Raw genomic sequence first — 26,084 nt, forward strand, 5'->3', positions numbered from 1 at the left:
TCTGTAAGTTTTAAAATGAAATGTTCACACCCAGGTTGTATGTTCTCACAAGCGGGAATATATAGCCGTTGCTATTCTGACTAGTCGACTCGGGATCTATCCCTTTCACGAGCTTGGTCCAGGTGACGAGGTTATTACCACTGGCATACACCCGCACGGCGCTTAGCCCGACACGCTGCAAGAGTTTGCTGTCGCGGACGGTATAGCCTACAGAAGCATTTTTCAAACGCAAAAAGTCTGTTGAGCGCAGCCAGAATGTACTCCGTACTTTCGAGGCTTGGGATACACCGTCAATAGCATTTAGTGCCGGGTAAAGGATCTCCTGTCCACTTTCATATTTTTCCTGCGTCCATCTGCCACTATTAACTTCCTCTACGATACGATTGCCGCCGTAGTAGGTGTTACTGATATCATAAGAGCCTTTTGCGGTACCGATAAATAGTGTATTTAAGTCCCAGCCCTTGTAGGTCACACCCAAACGGAAGTTGTACGAGATCAGCGGAAAAGAAGGATAGCCAATTGGGATCATATCGTTGTTATCGATAATACCATCGCCATTGATGTCCTTATAGCGTAGGTCGCCAACATCCACCAGATTGCTAAAGCTATTGTAAGGACGGTTGGCCAGTTCGGCAGCATTGTTGTAAAACCCATCCGCGACCAATCCCTTTGGCTGGCCGATCATGTATCCCGTTTGGTTCATCCAAGGATATGGGAAAGCCGCTTCGGCCATGTAATCTATTTTATTGCGTGCGTAGGAGAAATTTCCTTTTAAGAAGTAGGTAAAGTCTTCGCTTAACTTATCGTCCCAGCCCAATTCAAACTCCCAGCCGCTATTGCTTACCCGACCAACATTGGAGACCGGGGTACCGGCAACGCCCAGATTCGCTGGAATAATGCTAGGCTGAACAAGGATAGAGGACCGTTTTTCATTAAAATAAGTCCCTGAAAAGGATAATTTATCACTGAAAAATTTCAGATCAAGCTGTACGTTGCTCTTTTTTGCCCGTTCCCAGGTGACCAGCGGATTTCCGACCGACGCTTCAATCGCCCCTGGAATATGCGGATTGGTTGCCGAGCCATCTGTGCTTCCAAAATAATAGCCATTGTTTTGATCCCCTAAATTCCATGAATTGGCCAAATAGAGGTAACGCATCCCACCGATCTGATCATTACCGACCTCACCATAGGAGGCCCTAATCTTGGCAAAGCTCAAAACGCTGTTGTCTTGCAAGAAAGACTCTTTGGAGATAATCCAGCCCGCAGAGAAAGCCGGAAAGAAGCCAAAACGCTTACCGGGAGCAAACTGTTCGGTCCCATTGTAGGCCATATTCACCTCGGCCAAATAGCGTTCGGCATAGTTATAGGTAGCACGCCCAACTAAGCTCATTAAACCCGATGGTGTATTAAAAGCTAGGTTGTTATCAATGTATTTTTGGGCATTCGCCAACACGAGCCCCGATACATTATGCTTTCCAAAGTCGCGGTTGTAGTCTACGCCAGCTTCATAATACATTTTTCTAAAACTGGAATTGAATAGGTAGTCGGTGAGACTATTATCGGTACTCACCATGCCCCCGATGTAGACGATTTCTGTCGGGTTTTGTGGATTTCGGTAAGCCGAATAAGTCGGCACGCCTGGCGTCACGGTATATCCTTTTGCATAATTATCGTCGTAAGCCACCGTGAAATGGGATTTAAGACCACGCGTCAGATAGTCCATTTTATGCTTCAGCACCGTCTGCGCACTGAGGTTGGTTCCCTGTGTGACGCCGTAGCCGCGCGTTACAAGATTGAGCGGATTAATCACCTGACTCGGGAAGCCTCCATTTCCCCCTCTTACCGTACCGATGGGATTCGTTGCGCTGCCATCGGCTCCAAGAAAGTTCAGGACAATTCGTCCGTCAACGATTCCGGGCGATATAAAAGGCCCATGCTTCAAGTTGAGCAATAAAGACTGATATCGCGAAGCCAGGTCAGATCCCTGCACGTTACTAAAATTATCCGACTTGGGGTTGGCAATTTTATTCTTTAGGAATTGGCCGCTGATGTTGACACTGATATCCAGATTTTTGACCACCTCAATATCGAAATTATTACGGAAAGTGTATCTAGAGAATTTTGGATCCACATCTGCTCCGGCTATTTTTGTATAGTTCAGAATACTCGTCTGATCAAAATATCCGATCGAACTGGCATATTTAAATCGTTCGCTGCCTCCCGAAACATTTAAGTTGTATTGATTTTGACGTCCTGTGCCATTGAAGAGTTCTTTGTACCAATCGTGACTGGTGTAATACAGTGCCGGACTGTTTTGCAGCTGTTGCTTCTGTTGCTCGTTGAGTGGCATGGCTGCAATTTCTGCTGCTGTATAATCTCGGTTGTTTTTAAACTTCCAAAGCTCATCTTCCGAAAACAACATATTATTATACGAACCGTTTCCTGAAGCATCCAGTTTTCGGATCGATTCATTTCTGCTGGAAGCAAAGTCATGCGAATTGGTCATGCCCATGAGCGATGTTGCGCGCGTAAACCCCGTGTTGGCCGAGAAACTAAAAGCAGGTCTTCCCGAGCGGCCCCGCTTAGTGGTAACGATAATCACGCCATTAGCGCCACGGATACCGTATACCGCTGTCGCCGAGGCATCCTTTAAGATACTGACGTTCTCAATATCGTTGGCATCAATGGCGTTCAACATGGTAAATGGATTTTCCGCAGGCTGCTGCACACCGTCGATAACGACAAGTGGATTGGCCCCATTTAAGGTCGATATTCCGCGGATGCGCAAAGTCGTTGCATTCTGCCCTGGTTCGCCGCTGTTCTGTATCCCAGTGATACCCGGCGCCATACCGACCAGCATATTACTGACATTGGCTACCGGCGTTTGTACCAGATCTTTACCTGCTACCACACTGACGGAACCTGTCACGGTCGGTTGTTTCTGTTTACCATAGCCGACAACCACCACCTGCTCCATTTGAATATTATCTTTATACAATTGGATGTTGATGGCTTTCAGATCGCCTACGACCCTACGTTGCGGCAAGTAACCGACGAAAGTATAGATAAGCGTATCGGTGGGAAGTGCTTTTATCGAATAATCCCCCGTGACATTAGTCAGTGTCACATTATTCGAATTTTTGACGCTGACATTAACGCCAGTCAGCGGACGCCGCTGCTCATCCACCACATTTCCAGAAATGCGGGTTTGCGCATGAGCCATGCAGGTGATGGACGCCATAAATATCCCTAAAAAGGCTACCTTTTTAGAAAAATGTACTGTCGAGCGTTCAAGACAAGTCGAATGACTGTCAGTGGACAAACAAATCATATTTATCAGTTCGTTTATAATTTTGAAATTATTTCCCTTACGGTAACCTGAGTGGTCAATCAATAAATTGGTTACAGCATTGCATCAAAATTAGGATATTGGCTATGCTTGAGGGATGAATTTTCGCAGAATATAGGGGGAAAAATGTTTCACTTCTCCCCTTTTAAAGCTTCTGGCGGTGTTTTTCCTGATAGGCAGATGGTGTAATCCCGCATTCTTCACGAAAAACTTTGGTGAAATATTTGGGATCCGTAAAGCCCACTTGGTAGGCAATTTCAGCGATCGACCACTGTCCGGTCTCGAGCATATGCTGCGCCCGTTGCAAACGGATGCTCCGGATAAATTCCACTGGTGTCTTGCCGGTCAAGTCAAAAATCCGGCGGTACAAGGTCGCTCTGCCCAAGGCAAATGCCTCACCAAGTCCCTGCACGGAGAGGTTCGAATTGCCCATGTTAGCCTCTACGTAGGCCAGCACTTTTGTGATCCACTCATTATCGAGTGAAGCCGTGTCCAGCTCACTGGGGGCTACTGAAACCTGCTTTTGATAGGTTTCCTTAAAGCGATCCTGCTGAGCGAGTAGATTTTTCATTTTTGAAACCAGCATTTCCATGCGGAACGGCTTGGTGATGTAATCGTTGGCTCCCATTTCGAGGGCCTGGAGCTGCCGCTGCTCGGAATTGACGACAGTCAGCAGGATAAAAGGAATAAAAGCCGTCCGTTTGTCTGTCTTAATCTTCTGGCAGAGCTCCGCACCATTCATTTCGGGCATATTGAGATCGCTGACGATCAGATCGGGATGCTCTGCAAGGGCCTTCTGCCAGCCTTCCTTTCCGTTGGAGGCCACAATAACCTGAAAATACGGCTGGAGAAATTCCTTCATGTAACTGCGGTAGTCGTCGTTGTCTTCCACCAACAGTACGGTTTTTTGCATCGAAAGAGCGGAGCCTATGTCTTCCGCTAGTACATCATCGGACACTGCTTCATTCCGATCCTGGATATCTTGCAACGGCAATTGCAGCACAAATGTACTTCCCTGTCCGACTTCGCTTTCAGCATGCAGGGTACCCTGATGCAGCTTGGCAAACTCCCGGCTGATGGCCAGTCCAATACCACTTCCCTGGTTGATCATATGTTTGGGCAGTTCGTTCTGAAAAAAACGTTCAAAAATCTGTTCCAACCTATCGGCAGCAATACCTATCCCCGTATCGCTGACGCGGATTTCGAGTCGATCACCCGACTGCGTATCAACGGAGAGCGTCACACGCCCCCCCTGGGGTGTAAATTTGAAGGCATTGGTCAACAGGTTGAAGAGTATGCGCTCCATTTTATCCGGATCCAGGGCTGCCCAAACATCCTCGCCCAAGGTTTCGAAGGCGAACTGCACCTGACGTTTTTCAGCCAGATCGAGAAATGAATCGTAGACCTCTTTACAAAGCCCAAAAATCCGGAGGTTCTTTTTATGTAGATGCAACTCACCAAGCTCCAGTTTCCGGAAATCCAGCAGCTGATCAACGAAATTGAGCAGGCGCCGAGCATTTCGGTGGATCAATTTGAATAGCCGTTGCTCATTTTCGGAATAAGGCTGATCCAACAATTTTTCTACTGGTGTCAGGATCAAGGACAGCGGAGTTTTAAGCTCATGGCTAACATTGGTAAAAAAGTGGATCTTCATCGCATCCAGCTCCTGCCTACGCAGCTGCTCCTGTTCCTGCTGTTCTTGCTTAAATTTCAGGCGGGTACGGCTGATGATCCGATAACGCCCCCATACCAGTCCCAGTACGATGACCAAGCCATAAAAACCATATGCCCAGGCACTCGCCCAAAAAGGAGGCATAATCTCAATATCCAGCTTGGCGTATACTGGATCGGCAGCACCACTTTCTTCGGCACGCACCACGAGCGTATATTTTCCGGGTGCTAATCCCGTAAAACTTATTTTTCGGCTGTTCCCATCCACGCTGACCCACTGGTCATGTAACCCCTGCATCCGGTAGCTGTAGTTTATTTTTCCGGCGTTGACAAAATTGAGCGCTGCAAATTGGATAGCAAACGCATTCTGATCGTATTTTAAAGCCAGTTTATGGGTGGTGGATATACTCTCCGACAGAATCAGGTTGCCCTCATATTGCTCCCCCACGCGCACACTGTTATTGAACAGCTGCAAGTCAGTAAACAGCAACGGATAACGATGCCCCCGGATAGGGTCATTGGGCGGAAAGAACAGGTTAAACCCATTGCTGCCGCCAAAAATCAATTCACCCGCTTTTGTCACAAATGCAGCGTCGTCATTGAACACATTGCCCTGCAATCCATCCGTTTCGTCGTAATTCCGAAAGGATAATTTTAGTCCACCGTTTACATACTGCGGTGAGATCCTGGACAGGCCGTTGGGCGTACTTGCCCAGATGGTGTGCTGATGGTCCATGATCAGGCGCAAGATGGTCTGGTGGGGCAAGCCATCGGCTTTGTGGTATTTGAAAAACTTCTTCTGCTGCGGATCGTAAATCGATAGGCCGTCCCGCGTGGCTATCCAAATGAATCCCTTTGCATCCTCGATGACATCCAGTACCGTGGTATTACACAAGCTATTTGCTGCACCTTGCTGATAGCTAAAATGCTGCAACAATTTTCGATTCCGATCATACAGTTCAATACCGGCCGAACCACCTACCCACAGGTTTCCCTTCCGGTCCTCCATGATGGCATTGACCGAAAAGTTAAAGGGATGATTGTAGCGGTAATCCACGAAGGTATTTGTGCTACGGTCCAAAAGCTGAAGTCCATTATTTAATGTTCCCACCCACAAACGTCTTTCCCGATCCTCAAATATTTCCCACACATTATCCTCCAATAAGCTCCCTGGCCGCTTGCTATCGTGTCGATAGTAAGTAAATCGCTGACCGTCGTAACTATTCAGTCCACCAAAATAAGTACCGATCCACAGCTTGTTATCGCGGTCGACATATAAGCTCGCAATAATATTACTTGAAGGCCCGCTTCCATTGTTGGCCTGCAGAAACTTTGTAAATGTTTTCGCTGCCCGATCGTAATAGAGTAAACCCCGCCCATTGGTACCGACCCATAGATTGCCGCGTCTATCCTCGGCAAAACAATTCACATCGTCAAAAGGTAAACTCTTTAGGTTATTCGGATCATGACGGTATTGTGGAAACGAAGACTTTGTCTCGCTGTAAGAATTAATTCCCGCTTTGAAGGTCCCCATCCAGATTGTTCCTGACGCATCCTTTAACAACGACTGTATCGCATTTCCCGGCAAAATTTCTTTTGTACCAAAATCATTCGAGATATAGCTAATGGTTCTCTTTTGTTTATCAACGAGGTTAATTCCACCGTGATCTGTAGCAATCCATATGTTGCCCCTATCGTCCTGCACGATGCCGTTAACGATATCGTTATTGAGTTGAAGCTGACCGACTTTTCGATCCAGTGTCAGCCATCTGTTATCTGCAGCAGAAAGCCAATAAACTGCATTCGCCTTACCGGGCACATAGATCCAGGCATCATCCTGTGCATCTATAAAAAGTTGATAGCCTTGCTCGCCATTACTTGCAGGCACATGAAGCCTTCTGACCAATTGATTATCCGAATCCCGTCGTACGTCGACTGTTCCATCTGGATACACTATCCAGCTCTGCTGTTTGGAATCAAATGCAAGTGAGGAGACCGCATTGCTGTAAAGCGGTCGGCTGCTGTTTTGCATATTCAAAAGCTGCGACTTCTTCTCCCGGATGAGGTATTTATAAATCCCCTCCCCTGGGTAGATAAACCAAAAATTCCCGATGGGATCGGCAACAATTGTTTTGAACCATTCGTGGGGCAATCCAAGCTGGGCGAGCCAACGTTTGGGCTTGGATTCAAACTGTTCATTGGCCGCATTGTATCTATTCCAGCCTTTTGGTGTATAGATCCATAAAGAGTGGAGCGGTCCTTTGACTATTTTATCGATATAATTATCGTTGATACTGGTGCTATCCTGCTCGTTATGTAGAAATACCTTGAAGTCATAGCCGTCGAAGCGATTCAATCCTGAAGCCGTACCAAACCATATGAAACCATTTTGGTCTTCGGCCATAGCAATCACCCGACCATTGGAAAGACCGTTTTTGATGCCCCTATTGTTAAAGAAATAGCTTTTTTCCTGCGCATGCGCTTTTGTGCACAGCATAATTATCGCCAGCGAAAACAAAAGGCGACAGTAAACCATTAAAAAAAAGGATCTTTGTTTCAATTCAGCCAATACTTTTAATAGGGGGAAACGCTAATTAATTATTTTCCACATTAGGATTGTCAAAGATACGTTTATTCCCTTACATCGTATAAATTAAACTTTTTTTGGACAACGTGAATGGCTTTACTTCGGAAAGTCCGTTAACTGGCTACCTGTTGTGGATGTAACTGTTGGCCAACAACACTATTTATTAAGAATAAACCGACTTAAATTTTATACCTGACTGGGTATAATTACGACTAAATACAAATAAATATACCCGATTGGGTGTACAAAGAGATTGCAAATGATAGCGTAAAACAAAGTCTTTACCAAAAAGACCGGATCGAATGTTAGAAAAAAAAGAGCGAATCATAAACCAGCGCCATGCGGATATAAATTGGTCGAATAATTGCTTTATCGAGCTATGCATATTTGCATGAACACAAAGTCGATCCAACATGAAAAAATATATTATCGTATTCAGCTTATCCTTACTTACGCTAAGCGTTTCAGCACAAAAGAAAAAGAAAAAAGAAGTACCGCCGCCAGTGGTAAACCCCATTCCCGAAGCACAAAGAGTAATCGAACAGGCGGGTACTTCGGAAAGTATGGAAGCCGGCATGATAACCATGCCCATGCAGGCTGCTGATCAGGTGCGCATCAAAAAGACAGATGGGCAAGAACTGACGTTGGAGAACTTCGAAGAACTATTGAATACCGATCTTTCCCAGATCCAAACCTTATCGCTGAGTTCTTCCATCTCAGGAAAGAAGCTCGACAGCGGCATCCTACAAAAGGTGGTTGATGAAGGCGGCCAGTTGAAAGAACTGGAAATCAACAACCTGACTATCACTCGCTTTCCTGAGATCAAAACTGTCCAACCCACGCTGAAAAGAATCACATTAAGCAAAAATGAGCTCAGCACACTTCCGGAAAACATTTCAAACCTGACAGCACTGGAAGAGTTCGACTGCAACAACCCCTTGACGACTTTGCCTGCATCCTTTGCACAACTCAAGAATTTAAAACAATTGGGGTTAAATGGTAATCTATTTACCGCTTTTCCCAAAGAAATTTTTAGTCTTGGCAAACTGAACTTCCTATCCCTTTCTGGCCATTATAAAAGTGAAACTAAGCTGAACGATCTGCCCGATTTATTTGAGCAGTTGCCGGAATTAAAACAAATCGGTATCGAAAACGCGGGGTTGACTACGCTACCAAAATCTATTGCTACCCTTAAAAATTTAGAGAAGGCCAATTTTTCATTCAACCAGTTTACCAGCTTCCCTGCAGCCCTACAAAACAATCCCAAACTGGTCTATGTACCATTTACCAATAATCCTCTTCAATGGGAACCATTCTTGGCTTCTGTAAAAAAAATCAAGTGGAGCGGGCTTTTCTTCTTGAACGATACAGGATTGACAAAAAAGCAGTATGAGCAGGTACAGCAGATCCTAAGCAAAACCGATGTTTATTATGATGAAATGAATGACTAAGTTCAATCCTAGCAAAGGAAGCAAACTCTATACAGATAGTTAGACAATCTCACTATCAACCACTTCAATAACAAAAGCAAAGAACGTTGATATTTACGAGGGATTCATAGAAGCTTGCTGTACAAATTTGGGTTTCACCCCAAAATGCTTTTTGAAGCTTGCTGAGAAATGGGCAGGATTGCTATAGCCTAAAAAGCGTGAAATTTCATTTATTGGCCGATCGCCCTTTGCAAGCAAGCGCTTCGCCTTTTGCATTCTACTCGCTGTGACATAGCCATAAATTGTTGTACCGTAGCAAAGTTTGAAATATTTCTTTAAATAGTTTTCATTCGTTCCCAATTCGGCAGACAACTGTGTTAATGATGGTGGATCTGTTAACCTGCTCTCGACTATTTCTTTTGCTTTGGTCATCAGCTTTTTCATTTCAGGGCTGAGGTTATTATCAATTGGAAGCGCTATTCCTTTAACCTTCTGCTCATCAAATGTCCGCGCCAATAGCTCCAGAACCTTACCAAAACAATACAGTGATTTCCATTCTTTGTCCATCTCCGTATCCAGTAGTTCAGCAATAATTTCCTTCTGTTGCGCACTGATCAATCTAGACTCGTCAAACAGAATGCCCGTCTGTGACTTTTCCGCAAGGCTACGCAACTTAAGCCCAAAAGAGCTATCTACGGGCAAATGGGATTCGAATAAAGAAATCGGTATATTGATTTCAAAAAAGCTTTCTGCCGGGCGGCGATGCCATAAGCCAATAATCTGAGGTGCTGCAAACAGGTAACTTTGAACATGCCCCGGTGAACAGCTGCCTAATAGTTCACCATCTACGTAGTACTGCCGGTCACTATTTAACGCGAAAAAAACATGAACATACGGTACAGCATTGTCAATACAGAGATAGCCATCACTTGTAGATGTCAGTACCGAATGCATCATATGCATACCCTGCGGCAGGACAATCTCGGAGACATTCATTCGTGAAGAATACTGTTTCATCGTTTTTTGGCGAAATTGGAAAGACCGATTGCTAAATGTGCGGATATCAAACACGTAATGTGGCGGCGTGTCGGCCATTTCGCGCGCAACTTGCTCACCCAAAGACCATGATTCCTGCAGATGTGCATTATTGAGAAGTACTTTTTCTAAACCATCCATAGCTAGGGTAACCTTTAAAATTCCCGAATTGCATATTTTTTCTCCGCCAAATATAAGTTTAATCATCGAATTTTGTCTGCTTATTAAGATTAAATTTAAATAAGATGCGAAAAATACCTATGCTTGTCGCAGCCATATGGAGTTTACAACTCAACTTCACTCATGCGCAAGAAAAACAGTTATTCAACGGAACAGTTTTGGATGAATACAATGCTCCCCTTGCCGGAGCTACAATTACGGTACTTAAAACCAACCAGCATACCGCAACGGACCATCATGGACAATTTATATTGCCTACCTTAAGCAAAGGAACCTATGATATCCGCATTAATGCAATCGGTTACAAAACCATCAAACAGAAAATATCGATTGATCCGGCACATCCCTTTACCATGACATTTCCCATGTTTCGTGCAGAGGAAGCGCTGCAAACGGTAGAAATCTACGGGCGCAAAGAAAAGTCTTATCGAAACACGCAGTCCTTTATCGGCAGTAAGACCGAAACCAAATTACGAGATTTGCCGCAATCGGTTTCTTATGCGACCAAAGAGCTTATTGCCGACCAAGGATTGATGCGTGTAGGCGAAATTGTAAAAAATTTCAGTGGTGTCAATCAGTTTACCTTTTACGACGATATTACGATCCGGGGCTTTCGGATCAATGGTGGATCCAACACCCAGCTTGTCAACGGGATGCGTACCACAACAGGGTTCTGGAAACAGCCGCTGGCCAATTACCTGGAACGGGTAGAAGTACTGAAAGGCCCATCGTCAGCCCTATTTGGGAATGCGAGCCCCGGCGGTGTCGTCAACCGGGTCACAAAAAAGCCGTTAGACGAGGCACGCAAATCGCTGCAGTTCTCGGTGGGAAGCTTCAACAACCTCCGTGCCCTGGCGGACTTCACAGGGCCTATGACATCCGATAAAACGTTGCTTTACCGCCTCAACATCGGTTATGAAAACGCACAAAGTTTTCGGGATCTGCAGTTTGACAAAAACTTGGTGCTGGCACCATCGTTTTCCTTTATTCCCTCAGAAAACACCCGTATCAATTTTGATATGGTCTATAACGATTCCAAGTCGAGACTCGACCGGGGACAATCTGTCTTTGCCAACGGTGATCTGTATTCAACGCCTATTAGCCAATCCATGAGTACGGCCAATGATTTTCTGAACGAACAAACCTATATGGTCACTGCCTCATTGAATCACCGTTTCACTGATAAATTGAGTTTCAATGCATCTTACATGAAAACAGGCTACGCCGAGGATCTTTCAGAACACCGCTCGGCCAATGCATATGCTGTAGATGGCAAAGGAGCCAATATTGAGAACATGGTGGCAAGACAGGTTTTCATCCGAAACAGAAAACGATTTGTCGATAACATCACCGCTTTCTTTAATTATAACGTTAACACGGGCGTGCTAGCCCACAAACTCATTGCCGGCTATGACTACGCCCAGGAGGTATTACCTGTGGGTGGTTCGCAGCTGACAGCAAGCGGTTACAGAAATAAAGATAACACAGGCAGCATTGCTAAATTTGATCCTAAAAAGATCAATGATTATTTACTTGACAAAAATGGCAATCCAGTGCCCAATGTATCTAGTTTTGACCTTAGCAACCCCCTGAAAAGTCAACAGTTGCAGGACGAAAGCAAGTATTTTTTTGCACCGGCATCCACTACATCAGTTGCTCCAACCTATTATCATCTGAATGCACTATATCTACAGGATCAGCTCACTCTGGGGCGGCTTCAATTATTGCTGGGGTTACGGTATGAGAATTACAAGGATATTGCCAATTATAAAACAGATCAGGCCGAGAATGTACACCAAGATGTCCTTCTACCACGCTTTGGCGCAGTATATACCATCAATCCGCAGATTAATCTATACGGAACCTACGTCAAAGGCTATAACCCACAAACGGCTTCGGCGCTGGCAAATCCAAATGCAGGCGGGCCATTCGATCCGCTCGAAAATGATATGACCGAGTTTGGATTAAAAACCGCCTGGTTGGATGGAAAATTACAGGCGAGTACAGCCATCTATCAGATCAATCAGAAGAACACCCTTTATCCTGCACCTACTGCCGAAAATGCGGATTTGATGGAACAGATCGGTAAGGAAAGATCCAAAGGGATCGAGTTTGACATTCAGGGTCAGATCCTTCCGTATTGGAGCATTATCGCTTCTTATGCTTACAACGATGCCAGAATTACCGAAGGCGGGAATAATGAAGAACTGAACAAACAAAAACCCAATGCGCCTCGGAATACCGCGAATATCTGGACCAGATTTTCTATTCCCTCCGGAAAAGCCAAAGGCCTGGGAATCGGCGTCGGCGCCAACTACGTAGACAAGCGGAACCTGTCGCTTAACCTGAACCAAACAATACCCTCCTACAGTTTATTGAATGCTGCTTTGTACTATTCCATTGGTAAGGTGCAGCTGCAGGCCAACTTTAATAATATCACCAATAAAACCCATTGGGTAGGTGGTTACGATTACATCCGTCTATTCCCAGGTGCACCACGAAACTTCCTATTTACACTCGGCTATACCTTTTAAGGATGACTTTTAAAAAGACGATCTTGTTTTTACACCGCTGGATCGGATTATTGTCCGGTCTGGTGGTTTTTATTGTGAGCATTACAGGCGCTATTTATGTATTTGAGAAGGAACTATTTGCCCTTTTTCATCCAAGTTATGTGACGGTAACGGCACATAAAGGCGAGAAAACACTTCCCCTTTCCATCTTAAAGGCAAATGCACAGCGTGTCACCGATCATCCCATTACCCTTATCCGTGTGCCTGCTAGAGATGATCAGCGACAAGTTTATCTATTTGAAGCCCTTAAGCGCCGTCCAAAGAATGATATCGTCGGCGTATTCATCAACAAAGAAATCCTCTATTGGGACCGTATTTTTGTAGACCCCTACAGCGGAAAGGTTTTAGGGAAAATAGATGTCGAAACTAATTTCTTTTGGATTGTCAGGCAGATCCATCAATTCTTATATCTGAGGCGCGATGTGGGCAGCACCATCGTAGGTACCAGCGTCTTGCTGTTTATCATTACGTTACTTTCGGGTATTTTCCTTTGGTGGCCCAAAAACCGTAAAGTCGCTGTTAAACGCCTCAAGATTAATTTTAGTGCTAAATGGAAACGCCTAAACTACGATCTTCACCAAGTACTTGGCTTTTACGCTTTCTTCGTTGCTATCGTCATTGCGGCAACGGGTTTAGTTTGGTCCTTCAAATGGTGGGAAACCAGTATTTACTGGTTGCTGGATGGTAAGCGGCCCAATAAGAAACACGAAGAGCCAAAAGCTCCAGAAAATACAATAGATGCCGCCAGTGAGGCCTCTCTAGATCTGATATGGTCTGATGTTGTGAAAAAGTATGGCGCGCATGAAGGTGCTTTGGTCAACATCCCACAAAATGCTTCACTAGCCAATATTACTGTCTATAAGAAAGGAAATACCTGGTGGTCGGCTTCCGATACCTATACCTATGATCTTCGTAGTGAAAAGTGCTCTTTCAAGCGGCTCCAAAATGATAAAACATTGGGCATGAAGTGGCGCGATTCCAACTATGATATCCATGTCGGAAAAATTGCCGGGCGTACAGGCATGTGGATCGCATTTGTGACCAGTTTAATCTGCGCCTCTTTGCCGGTAACAGGCTTTTATATCTGGTATGGTAGAAAATTTAAGAAGAAGAAACGGCGTTGCAGCATTATCAAAATAAATTAAATATCATTTTGATAGTAAAAAGTAATACATGAAATAAAATAGGACAAATTAAAATTATATCAAATATCCTATTTCTGAGCTCCTTTTTGTACTTAATAATAGTAAAAATTGACAAAAGAATTAGCATAACAAAAACTGGGAAAGCCACCTTATTATTAAACTGGTGTTCAACAATCCTTAAACATCTTTCATCTAAATTCTTAGCATTAATTTTAAAACTAATAATGATAATATATAAAATTGGAATCATTATACTTCCAATAGTTGGAAACTTTATCTGTTGCATATTTCTATTTTAAGTTCATCCATTTATCCATAGCATTGTATCCGGCTTTAATCGCATTTTGATCTCCTTTTGAATCACCTAAATTTTTCCATTCATTAAGATTTGATCCTAACCATACTTGCATATAAGTATATCCATTAGCTCTCATCCATGCCCCCCATATATACTGTCCCGCATCAGAAGGATTGTAAAGTATTTTTGATCCATTTATTCTGAATGGTAAACCTTTAACTTCCATAAATCCCCTTCCAGCTCTTTCCCCCGCCTTGGATTTTAGAGCAAATTGGGGATTATCTTTTAACACTAATGGAAAATCAGCATCATTACCCACGCTCGCATCACTAATTGAAAGTAAAGCACTAATTCTTCCCAAAAGCCTTGCTTCTTTAACTTTACTGCTTCAAAACTCGCATTATTTATTAATCCCCAAATTGTGTGTTTTTTTGAAAAATCTCTCCCATGGTATAACCAAAACAAATAAAAGAAATAGGAAAAAAAACATCCTAAGTTTTGCCTTCGCTAGACCATCCTTTTTATAAAAAAAATCATGCTTTTCATTATAGACTAATTCAATATGAGAACCAACAGGATATTTTAAGCATTCTTCATTTGCCATTCTAACAGCATATAACTTCCCTTTATATTTGACATTGATTGATGAGCTTCCTTTTGAACTTCGACAATATTGCCCTTCAACCAAAAAACTACGGGCCACGCTACTCTCCATTTTAACATCTTCCCTATAAAAACAAATATTATACACTACACCAATAGCAACTGCACCTATTAAGAATATTCTGATTTTTTTTGAATTCATACAATTTATCTTTCAAATCCTGTAATTCGGGGAGTTCTAACTTCAATAATACGTGTTGAACTAGCGAGAACATTAAAGTACAATTTCAATTGTTGTAAAGCCTCCGCGCCACCATCCTTATATGCATTATTCACTGTTTCAACTTCTATGTATGTTTTTAGTATAATTACTACTCTGTTTACATTATTCCGCTATTTTGATACGATTACGTCTCTGGGTACTAAAATTCATCAGCTGGATCCACAACGTTCCAGCTACCAATATAAGCATCGTAAAATCTTACCCCGTAATCATACTGTTTGTACTATGTGTATATTCATTTTTTTCCATAATTTATTTCATGTCACAATTTTCTCTAACAAATTCGCCCTGGTCAATTAAATCGATTATTTCTGAATTGAAACCTTTAAAATACGGTAATAATATAAATTTATCTTTAGACAAAAATTCAATAGTATGCGTAGACGTGTTAATACCATTTGATATGGAAAGAATGGAATCTTTTTCAATTCGATATCTAAATGCCACTTTCTTATTATATGGAAGATATTCTATCAAGCCAGAATCCCGTCTGAAAGTAAATATCATAGAGATATCCGCTACTTTTCCACGCCATTGACCAATTAATCTGATATTTTTGGAAGCTTGATTAGGGATCGAAGAACAAAACAAAACCCCAATTAGAAACACTAACATTATACCTTGCAATTTATAATTTGCCATATTAATTTACTTTGAAATTCTCTTAACGAATAACGCAAGCCGCACTATTACATGTAGCATTTCCGCTAATCTTTATTTATATAGCGAATTGTTGTACAGCACTAGGGCGATCAAACCGAATTAGAATATTTATTAAGATAGTTCCATGCGATAAATCCGCCATCCATTTGGTTTGTTGCGCTAATAATACGTTTAGCAACTGTATCCCAACCTACGTTAACAACACTATCAATATCATCATATCCTGGCTGAAATATCACTATCCATTTACTTCTATTTTCAATAAATAGAGATAAAAGGGCATTCAACTCATCTCTATAACCAGCATCTTCTATATCATTAATTTCTTGTTTTAAACCTTCTTTAATAGTAAAGCATTCCCAAATTTCTGTATTAAATTCATTTGGCAAATAGTTTAATACAAAAGTTGGCACATCTGATTTCATAATTTTAAATGATTTATACAACGCCTCCTCAGGACCTTGAGGGTATGCAACCCCTCCCCATTTAAAAAAAGGTTGTTGAAAGCTTAAATTTTGAACATCACTTTCTTTTTTTGAAATGATAATTTCGAATCCTATATCCATGATTTTAAGTTTTAGCACATTCACAGCGAAACGTCACTATTTCCGCTCTTTCAACTTATTCCTCCTATAAATCAATAATCCTGAGCATACATATATAATAAATACAAATATCAGTATGATTTGAGCACAATCATTCAGAAAAGCCAATTTACACATCATATTTAGGTCTATTTTTAAGTTCAAATAAATTTTTGATCATCTTAACGGAAAAATAAATAATCAAAATTATATGAAGCAACAGGCTCGCAGGCGTCAATTCAAATGCATATCCAGATTCATACCTCACCACGGTATTCATTTCTGGATTATGCGCCCCAATTCCACCAAAGGGTATAGCTACTTTATAGTTATAGTCTCTCAAGCGAATCATAGAATCGTAAGATCTAGCATAATGCAATGAATCATAGCTTTCAATTTGTTTTTCGTCCATATATAGAAATGGCTTCAATTCTTAAATTATTTAATAAAATTATTTGTACTATCCGGCTTTATTGATAATGGTCTAAAATTGAACGTATCTCGTCTTGCTTCAAGCTTACCCGTTTTGATGTATTTTCGTGAAGTTATGATAAACTTTCTTTCATTTACTACGTGTCCTTTATCAACATAGGTTTGATATTTTTCAGCATAGATTGGGGTTAAGTATCGTTCTATTGTAATATGATTTCCATCAACAATATATAATCCCCAAATATATCCCGTCTTTTTGTCATTAATGTAACTTTTCGAAAAAGTTTCATCAATATTCTTAAAACCGTCTTTGATATCAGGGTTCCCGCCTTGATAGACTATTCCGTTTTTATACAGGAAAATGACATCAAAAAAAACGCTATCTAATTTTGTATAATAATACCCATTTAATAAAAGTCTTTCACTATCATTTTCTTTCAGTTGCAATGTCGGCAGTTGCCGACGAACAGAACAGGAAACTATTAAAAAGAAAAATATATAAAAATAAATTGTTCTTACCATACCGTAAATGGATTAAGTGTGCGATTCAAGTAATTTATTGATAAATTAAAATGATTTAAACAATACTCATCAATACAAGCCTCAGCATATCTAAATTCAAAAGTATTTTGTCAGGTATAGTATCAAAGTCTACATTCTCATCAACTTCTGAAAAACCTATTCGATGAAGTTCAAATTCAAAAACGTATAATTTTTTATCATTCCAAACATCTAACATTATTGAATCAGATGAAATTTTTTTTATATACTCATATTACAAAACCACCCGAAGTAAATACGAAAGCCTCTCTAACAGCGTTGGGCGTTGCATCATTAATTTCAATCCATGTATCACTACTTTATCTCTGATACTACATCCGAAAAATCTTTCCACTCCAAATACGAATAAAAATCCTTGACCACACCTATTTTACTGAAAACAGAGTTAAAACATCCTTCATTTAATACCGCTTGGAGAGCTGCATAAATTTCCCGACGAGAGAGCTCTTTTACAATAAGCATATCTGTAGACCAAAAATAGATTTCACGATTTTTCTCCATCAGTTTATCAATATTAGTCAGCGTAAACAATGTTCCAAAATAAACCTCATCATTCTCCAAAATAATATTGACATCAATGTTATCATCATATACATTGACTACTTGATAAGGAGCAGGAAATCGAACTTTAAACTTCATAACTTTATTAAATTTTTTATAACTATCATCCCAACTACCTCTCTACATCTCCTTTACTAATTTCCAGAGGTATCTAGTGTCTCTATATTGCTACAGGAGTTTTTTTCCATGGTAATAGGTATGAATGATCCAATACTTTTATAACGGATGGCAATTTACTCGGAGAAATCTTTAAATATAATTATCAATAATTATACATATTTTTTATCTCTTTATTTTGCCGTAGTAAATTAATCCGAATTGAACAATTCCCGCTATCTATAGATAATTGGTAAAAAATCATTAAATATATGATCACAAGTTGACGTGAAGTATTACAAGAAGTTAATATTTTATGAGCACTTACTCATATTTTACATCAATTTGATTATAAATGGAAGGACGTCGTCGACTTTTTCTTTCCTTGAATCTATGTTTATCCAAAAAAGCTGAATTTCCGGATAAATAGCCCAAGTCGACCTTCTCAAAATAATTGTAATAGTCAATCAGCAATCTGATTTGATCCCCAAAGTCCTTATCCCGAAACGTAACGATGCCGTTTTTGCTTTTATAAAAAATATCGTTATCATTATTAATCAATAAAATATCGTTTTCAGAAGTAATCAGGTAAATTTTATAGTCGCCATAGGGATACATTTTATTGTCATCGCGATTAACGGTATCTCCCTGGGTTCGATATTTATTTAATATCGTTTTATACAACTTGTTCCATTCGGCACTATCTAATAGTTTATCCGGAGCCTTTGTAACAACATCATAATCGAAGATATTTCGTTGAAATGTTGAAAAGCTAAACTTGTCATCTTGGATAAGTCCATCTTCAAAGATAACTTTAATATAAGCACTGTTTGTCCTAAATGCGCAGTTTATCTTTTTATTTTCAACAACAGGTCCATTACAGCTCGATATAAGTAGCAGGCAACTTATCATGCTGGTTAGTAAACAATGTAGAATCTGTTTCATTTTTCTCATTACTGACTTCTCATTTTTAAACATATTTTCATGATACTATGTTACGGAAGTTTATTTCTTACGATGCTTATTGCGTCAAGCTCCATCCAGCCGACTTATCTTCCAGATCTGCGATGTCGAGCCCATTGATTATCTCTAATTTATCCTCTCCTTTCCTTACTTTTCAATACCTTTCAAGTATAAATCAATCATGCTAAGCAAACACATGATATACTATAAAATGCTTTACATTTATTTTTTTGTCCGAAATCATGCTCGTATCAAATGATCCCCGATTAAAAAATATACTGGTTTTTTTGGCTTTTTTTAATGAAGTAAATTTATAACTTTATTTACTTGAATATTTGAAAAATGTAATCATTTATTGAAGATCTAGCTTAATTCAACAACAAATAATGATATTCTTAATAGTTGATTATTAACATACCAGTTAGCGACCCTTAAACCGCGTCAGCAGATTGGAATATCGATATAGCTAAATTAGGAGATAAGCACATGAAAAACTTCGAAAGAATCGGAAACGAATACAAAATGAAACCTCAGCTAGGAACCTATGTACCGTTGATCGGCATTTTTTCCATTATAACGATAGTAGGATTCGTAAAACTTCCCGAATCCTCTTTTAAATGGTGGATGCTCGGTATTTTGGTCATCCTAATAATTTCCCTGCTGCGATCTTACTTTATCATCGATATGGACAAAAGGGAAATGCGTGTACGTAAAGGTCTTGTAGGAAGGGAAGTAACTGTGCCGCTCGATCGCCTAGAGGGGTTTACCATCCACAAACTCAAACAATACGGTCTCATTACTATCAATGTATCTCTCATAGCACGTTATCGCCACGAGAATGGTAAAGAAAAAAGGGTACAGCTTGCACAGAGTTACTTTACAAAGCCCATTCAGCGGATCTGTAATGAGATCGACGAAATTATCGCTAAAGAGAATAATTTGTGATTCGCTCATCCATAAGTCTGTGTAAACCCCATTCTTTGGAATATGACCAACATAGATATCCTAAAGCGACAATTTCTTCACGCACTGAAACGCGGGACAGGTGAAGCGTATCTGATCGTAAAAGAGCATCCGAAAGTCGACTTTTCAAATCAAATTATACAAGGTGTATTAAACATTTTCGCCTATGACGGACAATGCGAGAGCGACCGGGCAACTTATATTTTTGAGATTATTTCTATTTCAAAACAGAAAGACAAAATCCGTAAAGCCGTTTTGCAAGGCTTGGCCAACGAGCAAAACAACAGCTGGAACCTGACACATTTGTTTGCCCTAGCAAAACTTTATGCGCAGCAAAATGATGCTGAAGCAAAAGAGGCTGTATACAACCGGTTTTTAAATAATCCAATTGAAGGTTCTGATTGGGTCGGAGCTTATGAAATAATAGAACTTGACGGACTTAACGGCTTATTTTACGTTGCTGAAAAATTTGGAAAATACATTGAAAAACATCCTGACGATTGGCAAGACGACAATATAATTCGACATTTTCAAACAGAACACCAAAATATACAGGTTTATGAAGAACTTAAAATGAAAGCCCAGACCAATAAGTTCATAGGTCTTTACCTTGATAGCATACAGCGAACAGAAACCGACCTAAAAGCCCAGCGAACAAAACCCCAAAAATATAAAGACATCATTGATGAAGTTTTAAATAGTAAAGCGCGTATTTCTTTTGCTAGAATGAAAAACTTAACAGAAGAAGAAATAAAAACTATTGCAAAGCATCTTTTGAAAGAAAAAAAACCGGCAAATATTGAATGCCTTCTGGATATTTTTGGCTTTCACAAATTTCCTTACGGTAGCCAACTCATTTTAGACTTTGCTAAACAAAAGTGGACAGGCAAAAACAGAATAGCTAAAAATGCCATTAACGCACTAAAATATCTAAAAAGCAAAGCCATCAGAGATTTTGCTTTGAACAAAATACAAACTGCCAAAAATCCGATTGATTATTTGGAATTGCTGATTGCTAATTACAAAAGCAGCGACTCGAAGCTATTGACCGAAATCGCCGAAAAGGCAAAAAATGAACACAAAGTTGAGCGATTGGCAGGGATATACACCGATATTTTCAATAAAAATAAAACCAAATCCTGTAAAAAACCGCTTGAAATTCTGTATAGCAAAACGAATTGTGCGCTTCACAGAAAAGATATCATAGAAGTTCTGCTCCATAACAACGTTCTTTCTGATACATTAAGAAAAGAACTGCAATATGACTGCAATTTGGAAACAAGGATGATAGCTCTTCTCTACAAACACTAGATCCTTACAACCGGAGTTTCTGATTAAATGCTCCAGCACCTTATTGTTCAAAGCCGTAGAACACCTCGATATCATCAACTTTTATTTCTAAAATAGTTCATTTGGTATAATTACCAAACTGCAAACTGCAGTACCTACTCAACTCCGATTCAAGATCACTGCCATCACGTCATCCCTTAGATTTCTGGCGATCGGAATTTTATATTCCCCAACATGTAACTGATTCCCTGCTATGATTGCTATCCTATTCCTATTGACCAGATAGGATCGATGGCAGGCAATAAAGTGCTGAGCTGGCAGCATGCTTATCATTTGCTGTAGGCTGCAATAGGTCACTTCACGTGTACCTGAGGTATGCACAACCACGTAGTTACCCATACTCTGTACAAACAAGATATCCTGAATAAAAATCTTTTTTAATTGTTTGTCCACCTTCAGAAAGATATGCGCCTCCTGTGGATTTGCCAACACCCCTGCCGAAGGAGCAGCATTGCAGAGTACATCGAATGCCCGATTGGCCGCCTTAAAGAAGCGTTCAAAAGGTACAGGCTTTAACAGATAATCGACTACTTCCAATTCGTACCCGCGCAAAGCATACTTTTCGTAGGCCGACACCACGATAATCTTCGGCGGATTGCTTAAGCTCGCTATATAATCCAAACCCGAGATCTCGGGCATCTCGATATCAAGAAAGATCAGATCAAGGGGATGCGAGCGCAGATATTGGCTCAATTCAATCGCATCTTCGCATTCCACAACAAGCTTCAAAAAATCTATTTTCGCTATATAAGATGCAATTCCCTTACGCGCAAAAGGCTCGTCGTCTACGATAGCACATTTGATCTCCATCATCATCACTTATAAATCTAGTATTAATTCTGCCAAAAAACACGTTCCATCGGTATGCGTGTGCAAGGTATGCCGCTGCGGATAGCGCAATGCCAACCTCTTTTCCAGATTGGAAAGTCCAGCCCCCGACTCCGTTCGCTCAGTCCGCGGAATTGCTGACGCATCGGCAGCTGCTCCAGACAAACTGTTTGAAATACTGAAATAGATTTTAGTTCCTTCACGCTTGAGGCAAATCGCGATCTCGTATGCTCCACGCACATATTTAAAGGCATTCTCTATTAAAGGCTGAAACAGTAGAGGATAGATACGGACACCTGTCCAATCCTTTTCAATGTCGGTATGCACATGCAATCTTGCCGTCAGCCGCTGCTGCTGAAACGCTATATACGATGTCAAAAATGCAAGTTCCTGCTCCATGGAGACCTCCTCATCCATCGTGTAAATCTGGTAGCGCAACAGTTCCGAAAGCTGCTCAACACTATTTTTTGCCAATGTATTGGATTCGTCAATCTGAAAATAAACGGTATTGAGTGCATTGAACAGGAAATGTGGATGATATTGACTTTTCAGCAACTGCAATTCGGTATCTAACTTATCCGCTTTGATCTGTTCAACGTAGATGCGATTTTCGGCCATATTCCTGTCGCTGCGCTCGTTCCGCAAAAACATGTAGTACAGCAGAAAGAGCGGTACATAAATCGCGTTGACCAAGATATAATCAATATAACCGTCACCCATATATACCCAGCCGAGGCGCTCCGACACATACACGGTTGGATTCAATAGACCCATTATCTGTACGACGGCAACCATATACTCTACCGCTACATTGGTTGTAACGGTAGGCTTTGCAGCAAATATTCTGCCCAGCCGCCGCCGCCACAAGAAGGTGATCACATAACAAAAAATCACCGAGATGAGCAGCCCGACCGAATGGATCTTAACACCCCCAGACCAAAATTCATTTTTTTTCGTTAAATCCGTCACCACACGAAGAATATTGAAAGAAGCGATTCCCCAAAGCGCCGGGCCTAGATAATGTATGGGATTTACACTTAGTTTTGCAATGCTCGCTCTCATGATATCAATAATTAATCCGGTTACCTTCTTCTAAACGGTCGTTGCCACGCTCGCTCTTTAGATTATCTTTCTTTCCACGGTGTAATCGATAGGAAAGATTGATCCCCACGGATCTGCTGTCGTACAACTCCCGGTATTTGCCTTCCATAGCGTCACTACTAAAGGTTATTTGAGGCCTGTTTGTCCGGAAAAGGTCATTGCCATAAATATACAAAGTTAATTTATCTTGCAAGAAGGTTTTGCGTACTCCGGTATTCATCGACCAGAGGGAAGCAATAGTAGCCTGCCCCTCGGCAGTAGCGCCATTCCAGAAACCGTTGAGGTCTAAACTGAGTTTAAAAGGCAGACTGATAGTATTCTGGACTTGCAAAGAAGGGACAAGCCGCCTATTTTGCTGCACATCGTTTCCTGCAAGCCATTCAAAACTACTGTACATCAGGTTTCCATTCAGCTGGATGTTCCACTTTTTGACGGGAGAAATATTGGCGGCATTAAACCGCAGCCCCACCGTAGATGCATGTTCCAGGTTCATCGGCATCACAATAGTCCGCCTTTGTTCGTCCAGGTTGTAGCTCTTGCTGATCGCATTTTGCCGTTGGCTATAGCGGAGCTGCAGTGAATATGAATTTTTAAACAACCAGGTAAGCTCCATATTGTTGCCAAATTCGGGTTTCAATGCCGGATTTCCTTTCTCGTACAAATAAGGGTCGTTTACTTCAACAAATGGGCTCAAGTCTTTAAAATTGGGCCGGTTGACCCGCCTATGGTAATTGACCGAAAGCTTTTGCGCTGCATCCAGTGCATAAGTGAGGGTAAGGTTGGGGAAGAAGTTGCTATAGGATCTTTGTACGGTAAAAGCTGTATCCAGTTCATGTGCCGTGGTGCTCTTAAAAGCAGCATCCTCAAAACGTAGTCCCAGATCGATCTGACAAACGTCCGACGGGTTGTACCGCGTTTGCATAAAAAGTGCTTTTAGCTGCTCCTCATGACCGAACGTATTGCTTAGCTCGGGACGCACCTGCCAATGCTTATCAGCTGCCTGCTGAAACAATGAACGGGTATGCATGTCAACCTGCGTCAATTTTCCTCCAAAGGAAGCCGCCACATCTGGCCGGATGTCAAGCAGGTATTTCGATTGTATGGTTGTAATCGTAACCTTTCCCCCCGTCTCACCGCGCAGCTCCTGCTGGGAGGCCATCGCTGATCCGTCAGCACCAAATTTATCCAACAGTTGATCTTGAGTTTCCGCTTGCCTAAACTGTTGCCGGTCAACATAATTCTCCCATTTGGAACCTGTACCGAGCTGTAGCGTTACATGTGCTCCTGTGCTAAAATTCTTAAAAGTATGCTTTAAGATATTCGCAGTTGCTATGCTGGAATCTGGCTGTGAAGAGCTGTAAAAAAAATGAGAACGGACAGCTTCCTGTTTGGTCCGCTCATGATTGTTGATAAGTACATAGCCCCCTATTTTCACGTTTTCATTGGGCGTATAGTCGAGCGTGCCGTTGTAATAATGATTGTGGTATTTTCTTTTTCTTACGGCATCCATATCCAATCGTAAGGCATTGCTGCCCATATCCGTTCCACGGCTGATATACCGGGTCGAATTGACATCGATCAATTCGGTACCTTCCCCATACGAATACGTATGTGACGTCGTCCACTTGGACGTATTGGCGGCCACGGCGATATTTTGATAAGTCCGGCTATACTTCCCTTGTTCGGCATTGGTTGCTACCGACACAGTTAGGCCATTGGCCTTACGAATGGCTTGTTTGAGATTGATAAACCGGGCTTCACCGTTGGCATCCAGGGTAGCATCTGGCTGTGTAATAAGTTCGACCACATCAAGCGATGAAGCGGGCATGGAAGCTAGAAAATTGATTAGATTTTCGCCATTCATAAAATTTGTCTTTCCATCCACCAGCAGCTGAATGCCGGCTTGCCCGTTTAAACTGATCGTACCATTGGCTAATATACTCACGCCGGGCATTCTGCGCAGCAGCTCCAGCGCGCTCCCCGAAGAACCTGCACTCCCTTTGGTGACCTGATAAGTCAGCTTACCAGGAGCAATTTTAAGGGGATTTACCCGCCCCGACACTTCAACCTCGCTCAGCCGTATTGACTTAAGGGTAGTTGTATCCTGTAAAAACAAATTGGTCTCTCCATACGCCGCACAGCAAGCAAAGAGCGTTGCGGCAAACTGCAGATAAATAAATTTTGTGGTCATTATTCGTATTTCTTGATTTGATACGAATGTATTGCCCGAATTGCGGTTACCTAAATAATTTATTCGAACGGTAAGATCGGCGTGATGAACGGCAAAAAGCCACGACGAGTGGCGCTCGCTTTTGAGTGGTATTACTAGCTTGCCACCGAATTGCTACACCTTTAATTTCCTGTTGCGGGAGCCATCTCCATGGTATACTTATCGATTCCTTGACCAAAACCATCGGGCACAATATCAACAATGGAAAAGCCATTTTTTTCGTAAAAGCCCGCCGTATGCTGAGACGTTTCAATTTTTAGCATTTTGTCGGGATACCTTTTCTTTAAAAGAGCTATTCTAAACGCTGTCAACAGCTTACCAATCCCTCTGTTATGATAGAAAACACTGACCATACCCCAGGCCAATCCAGCCTCATTATTTCTGTTATCAAAAAATATCCCACCACAGGCAACAGGCCGGCCATCAATTAAAACGACGTAATAATCAGCTGGAATGACCTCATCCAAAAACTTGTCAAAAAGTTCCAGTTCGTCCGCAGCAAAAAATTTAGGCAGGTTACTGTTGAAGATTGCTAGACAATCTTCTCTGAAGTCCGGTGTGTATTGAACGATTTGCATGAGTTCCTTTTAGCTATGCG

20 protein-coding genes are annotated in these 26,084 nt (G+C 41.5%); 5 read left to right on the top strand and 15 right to left on the bottom strand.

Going from position 1 to position 26,084, the window contains the following annotated elements; all coding sequences use genetic code 11:
- Positions 1-10: 10 nt before the first annotated feature.
- Both B2W36_RS05570 and B2W36_RS05575 read right to left on the bottom strand, forming a co-directional pair.
- Entirely contained in the window at positions 11-3,322 is a 3,312-nt protein-coding gene (locus tag B2W36_RS05570) for a SusC/RagA family TonB-linked outer membrane protein (RefSeq protein WP_293886733.1), read from the bottom strand.
- A gap of 172 nt (positions 3,323-3,494) precedes the next feature.
- Complete coding sequence (locus B2W36_RS05575) at positions 3,495-7,517, bottom strand: two-component regulator propeller domain-containing protein (protein ID WP_293886735.1); 4,023 nt, start codon at positions 7,515-7,517, stop codon at positions 3,495-3,497.
- Between the two features lie 503 nt (positions 7,518-8,020).
- Here B2W36_RS05575 and B2W36_RS05580 point away from each other — a divergent pair.
- Positions 8,021-9,058 carry a leucine-rich repeat domain-containing protein gene (locus tag B2W36_RS05580; RefSeq protein ID WP_293886737.1) on the top strand — a complete coding sequence of 346 codons (1,038 nt, stop codon included), beginning with the start codon at positions 8,021-8,023 and terminating at the stop codon, positions 9,056-9,058.
- 93 nt (positions 9,059-9,151) lie between these two features.
- Here the strand turns inward: B2W36_RS05580 and B2W36_RS05585 are convergent, their stop codons facing one another.
- Positions 9,152-10,279 carry a helix-turn-helix transcriptional regulator gene (locus tag B2W36_RS05585; protein ID WP_293886739.1) on the bottom strand — a complete coding sequence of 376 codons (1,128 nt, stop codon included), beginning with the start codon at positions 10,277-10,279 and terminating at the stop codon, positions 9,152-9,154.
- 38 nt (positions 10,280-10,317) lie between these two features.
- Between B2W36_RS05585 and B2W36_RS05590 the strand changes: the two genes are divergently transcribed.
- Both B2W36_RS05590 and B2W36_RS05595 read left to right on the top strand, forming a co-directional pair.
- A complete protein-coding gene (locus tag B2W36_RS05590; RefSeq protein WP_293886741.1) occupies positions 10,318-12,786 on the top strand; it encodes a TonB-dependent receptor in 2,469 nt (822 codons plus the stop codon).
- Between the two features lie 2 nt (positions 12,787-12,788).
- Positions 12,789-13,970 carry a PepSY-associated TM helix domain-containing protein gene (locus B2W36_RS05595; protein ID WP_293886743.1) on the top strand — a complete coding sequence of 394 codons (1,182 nt, stop codon included), beginning with the start codon at positions 12,789-12,791 and terminating at the stop codon, positions 13,968-13,970.
- A gap of 290 nt (positions 13,971-14,260) precedes the next feature.
- Here B2W36_RS05595 and B2W36_RS05600 read toward each other — a convergent pair whose 3' ends face one another.
- The 8 genes from B2W36_RS05600 to B2W36_RS05635 all read right to left on the bottom strand — a co-directional run bounded on the left by B2W36_RS05600 (position 14,261) and on the right by B2W36_RS05635 (position 18,963).
- On the bottom strand, positions 14,261-14,629 hold the full coding sequence (locus B2W36_RS05600; RefSeq protein ID WP_293886744.1) for a polymorphic toxin type 44 domain-containing protein: 369 nt from the start codon (positions 14,627-14,629) through the stop codon (positions 14,261-14,263).
- A gap of 39 nt (positions 14,630-14,668) precedes the next feature.
- Positions 14,669-15,073: a hypothetical protein gene (locus B2W36_RS05605; protein ID WP_293886746.1), complete on the bottom strand. Its 405-nt coding sequence runs from the start codon at positions 15,071-15,073 to the stop codon at positions 14,669-14,671.
- A 333-nt stretch (positions 15,074-15,406) separates the two neighbouring features.
- Positions 15,407-15,796, bottom strand: a complete 390-nt coding sequence (locus tag B2W36_RS05610) for a hypothetical protein (protein ID WP_293886748.1) — start codon at positions 15,794-15,796, stop codon at positions 15,407-15,409.
- A gap of 110 nt (positions 15,797-15,906) precedes the next feature.
- A complete protein-coding gene (locus B2W36_RS05615; RefSeq protein WP_293886750.1) occupies positions 15,907-16,383 on the bottom strand; it encodes a hypothetical protein in 477 nt (158 codons plus the stop codon).
- Between the two features lie 148 nt (positions 16,384-16,531).
- Positions 16,532-16,831, bottom strand: coding sequence for a hypothetical protein (locus B2W36_RS05620; protein WP_293886752.1), 300 nt, complete (start codon positions 16,829-16,831; stop codon positions 16,532-16,534).
- Between the two features lie 8 nt (positions 16,832-16,839).
- Positions 16,840-17,355 (bottom strand): hypothetical protein, encoded by a 516-nt coding sequence (locus B2W36_RS05625; protein WP_293886754.1) that lies wholly within the window; start codon positions 17,353-17,355, stop codon positions 16,840-16,842.
- A 333-nt stretch (positions 17,356-17,688) separates the two neighbouring features.
- Positions 17,689-18,033, bottom strand: coding sequence for a hypothetical protein (locus B2W36_RS05630; protein ID WP_293886756.1), 345 nt, complete (start codon positions 18,031-18,033; stop codon positions 17,689-17,691).
- Between the two features lie 342 nt (positions 18,034-18,375).
- Positions 18,376-18,963 (bottom strand): hypothetical protein, encoded by a 588-nt coding sequence (locus B2W36_RS05635; RefSeq protein WP_293886758.1) that lies wholly within the window; start codon positions 18,961-18,963, stop codon positions 18,376-18,378.
- 537 nt (positions 18,964-19,500) lie between these two features.
- On the opposite strand from B2W36_RS05635, the gene B2W36_RS05640 reads away from it, so the two are divergent.
- Positions 19,501-19,959 carry a hypothetical protein gene (locus B2W36_RS05640; protein ID WP_293886760.1) on the top strand — a complete coding sequence of 153 codons (459 nt, stop codon included), beginning with the start codon at positions 19,501-19,503 and terminating at the stop codon, positions 19,957-19,959.
- A 282-nt stretch (positions 19,960-20,241) separates the two neighbouring features.
- Positions 20,242-21,288 carry a hypothetical protein gene (locus B2W36_RS05645; protein WP_293886762.1) on the top strand — a complete coding sequence of 349 codons (1,047 nt, stop codon included), beginning with the start codon at positions 20,242-20,244 and terminating at the stop codon, positions 21,286-21,288.
- 138 nt (positions 21,289-21,426) lie between these two features.
- Here the strand turns inward: B2W36_RS05645 and B2W36_RS05650 are convergent, their stop codons facing one another.
- From B2W36_RS05650 to B2W36_RS05665, 4 genes are all read right to left on the bottom strand, one after another.
- Positions 21,427-22,143, bottom strand: coding sequence for a LytR/AlgR family response regulator transcription factor (locus B2W36_RS05650; RefSeq protein ID WP_293886764.1), 717 nt, complete (start codon positions 22,141-22,143; stop codon positions 21,427-21,429).
- Positions 22,144-22,146: 3 nt separating this feature from the next.
- On the bottom strand, positions 22,147-23,217 hold the full coding sequence (locus B2W36_RS05655; RefSeq protein WP_293886766.1) for a sensor histidine kinase: 1,071 nt from the start codon (positions 23,215-23,217) through the stop codon (positions 22,147-22,149).
- Positions 23,218-23,221: 4 nt separating this feature from the next.
- Positions 23,222-25,447, bottom strand: a complete 2,226-nt coding sequence (locus tag B2W36_RS05660; RefSeq protein WP_293886768.1) for an outer membrane beta-barrel family protein — start codon at positions 25,445-25,447, stop codon at positions 23,222-23,224.
- Positions 25,448-25,608: 161 nt separating this feature from the next.
- Positions 25,609-26,064 (bottom strand): GNAT family N-acetyltransferase, encoded by a 456-nt coding sequence (locus tag B2W36_RS05665; RefSeq protein ID WP_293886769.1) that lies wholly within the window; start codon positions 26,062-26,064, stop codon positions 25,609-25,611.
- Between the last annotated feature and the right edge of the window lie 20 nt (positions 26,065-26,084).

Source organism: Sphingobacterium sp. UBA3549 (assembly GCF_002376635.1).
Classification (GTDB): domain Bacteria; phylum Bacteroidota; class Bacteroidia; order Sphingobacteriales; family Sphingobacteriaceae; genus Sphingobacterium.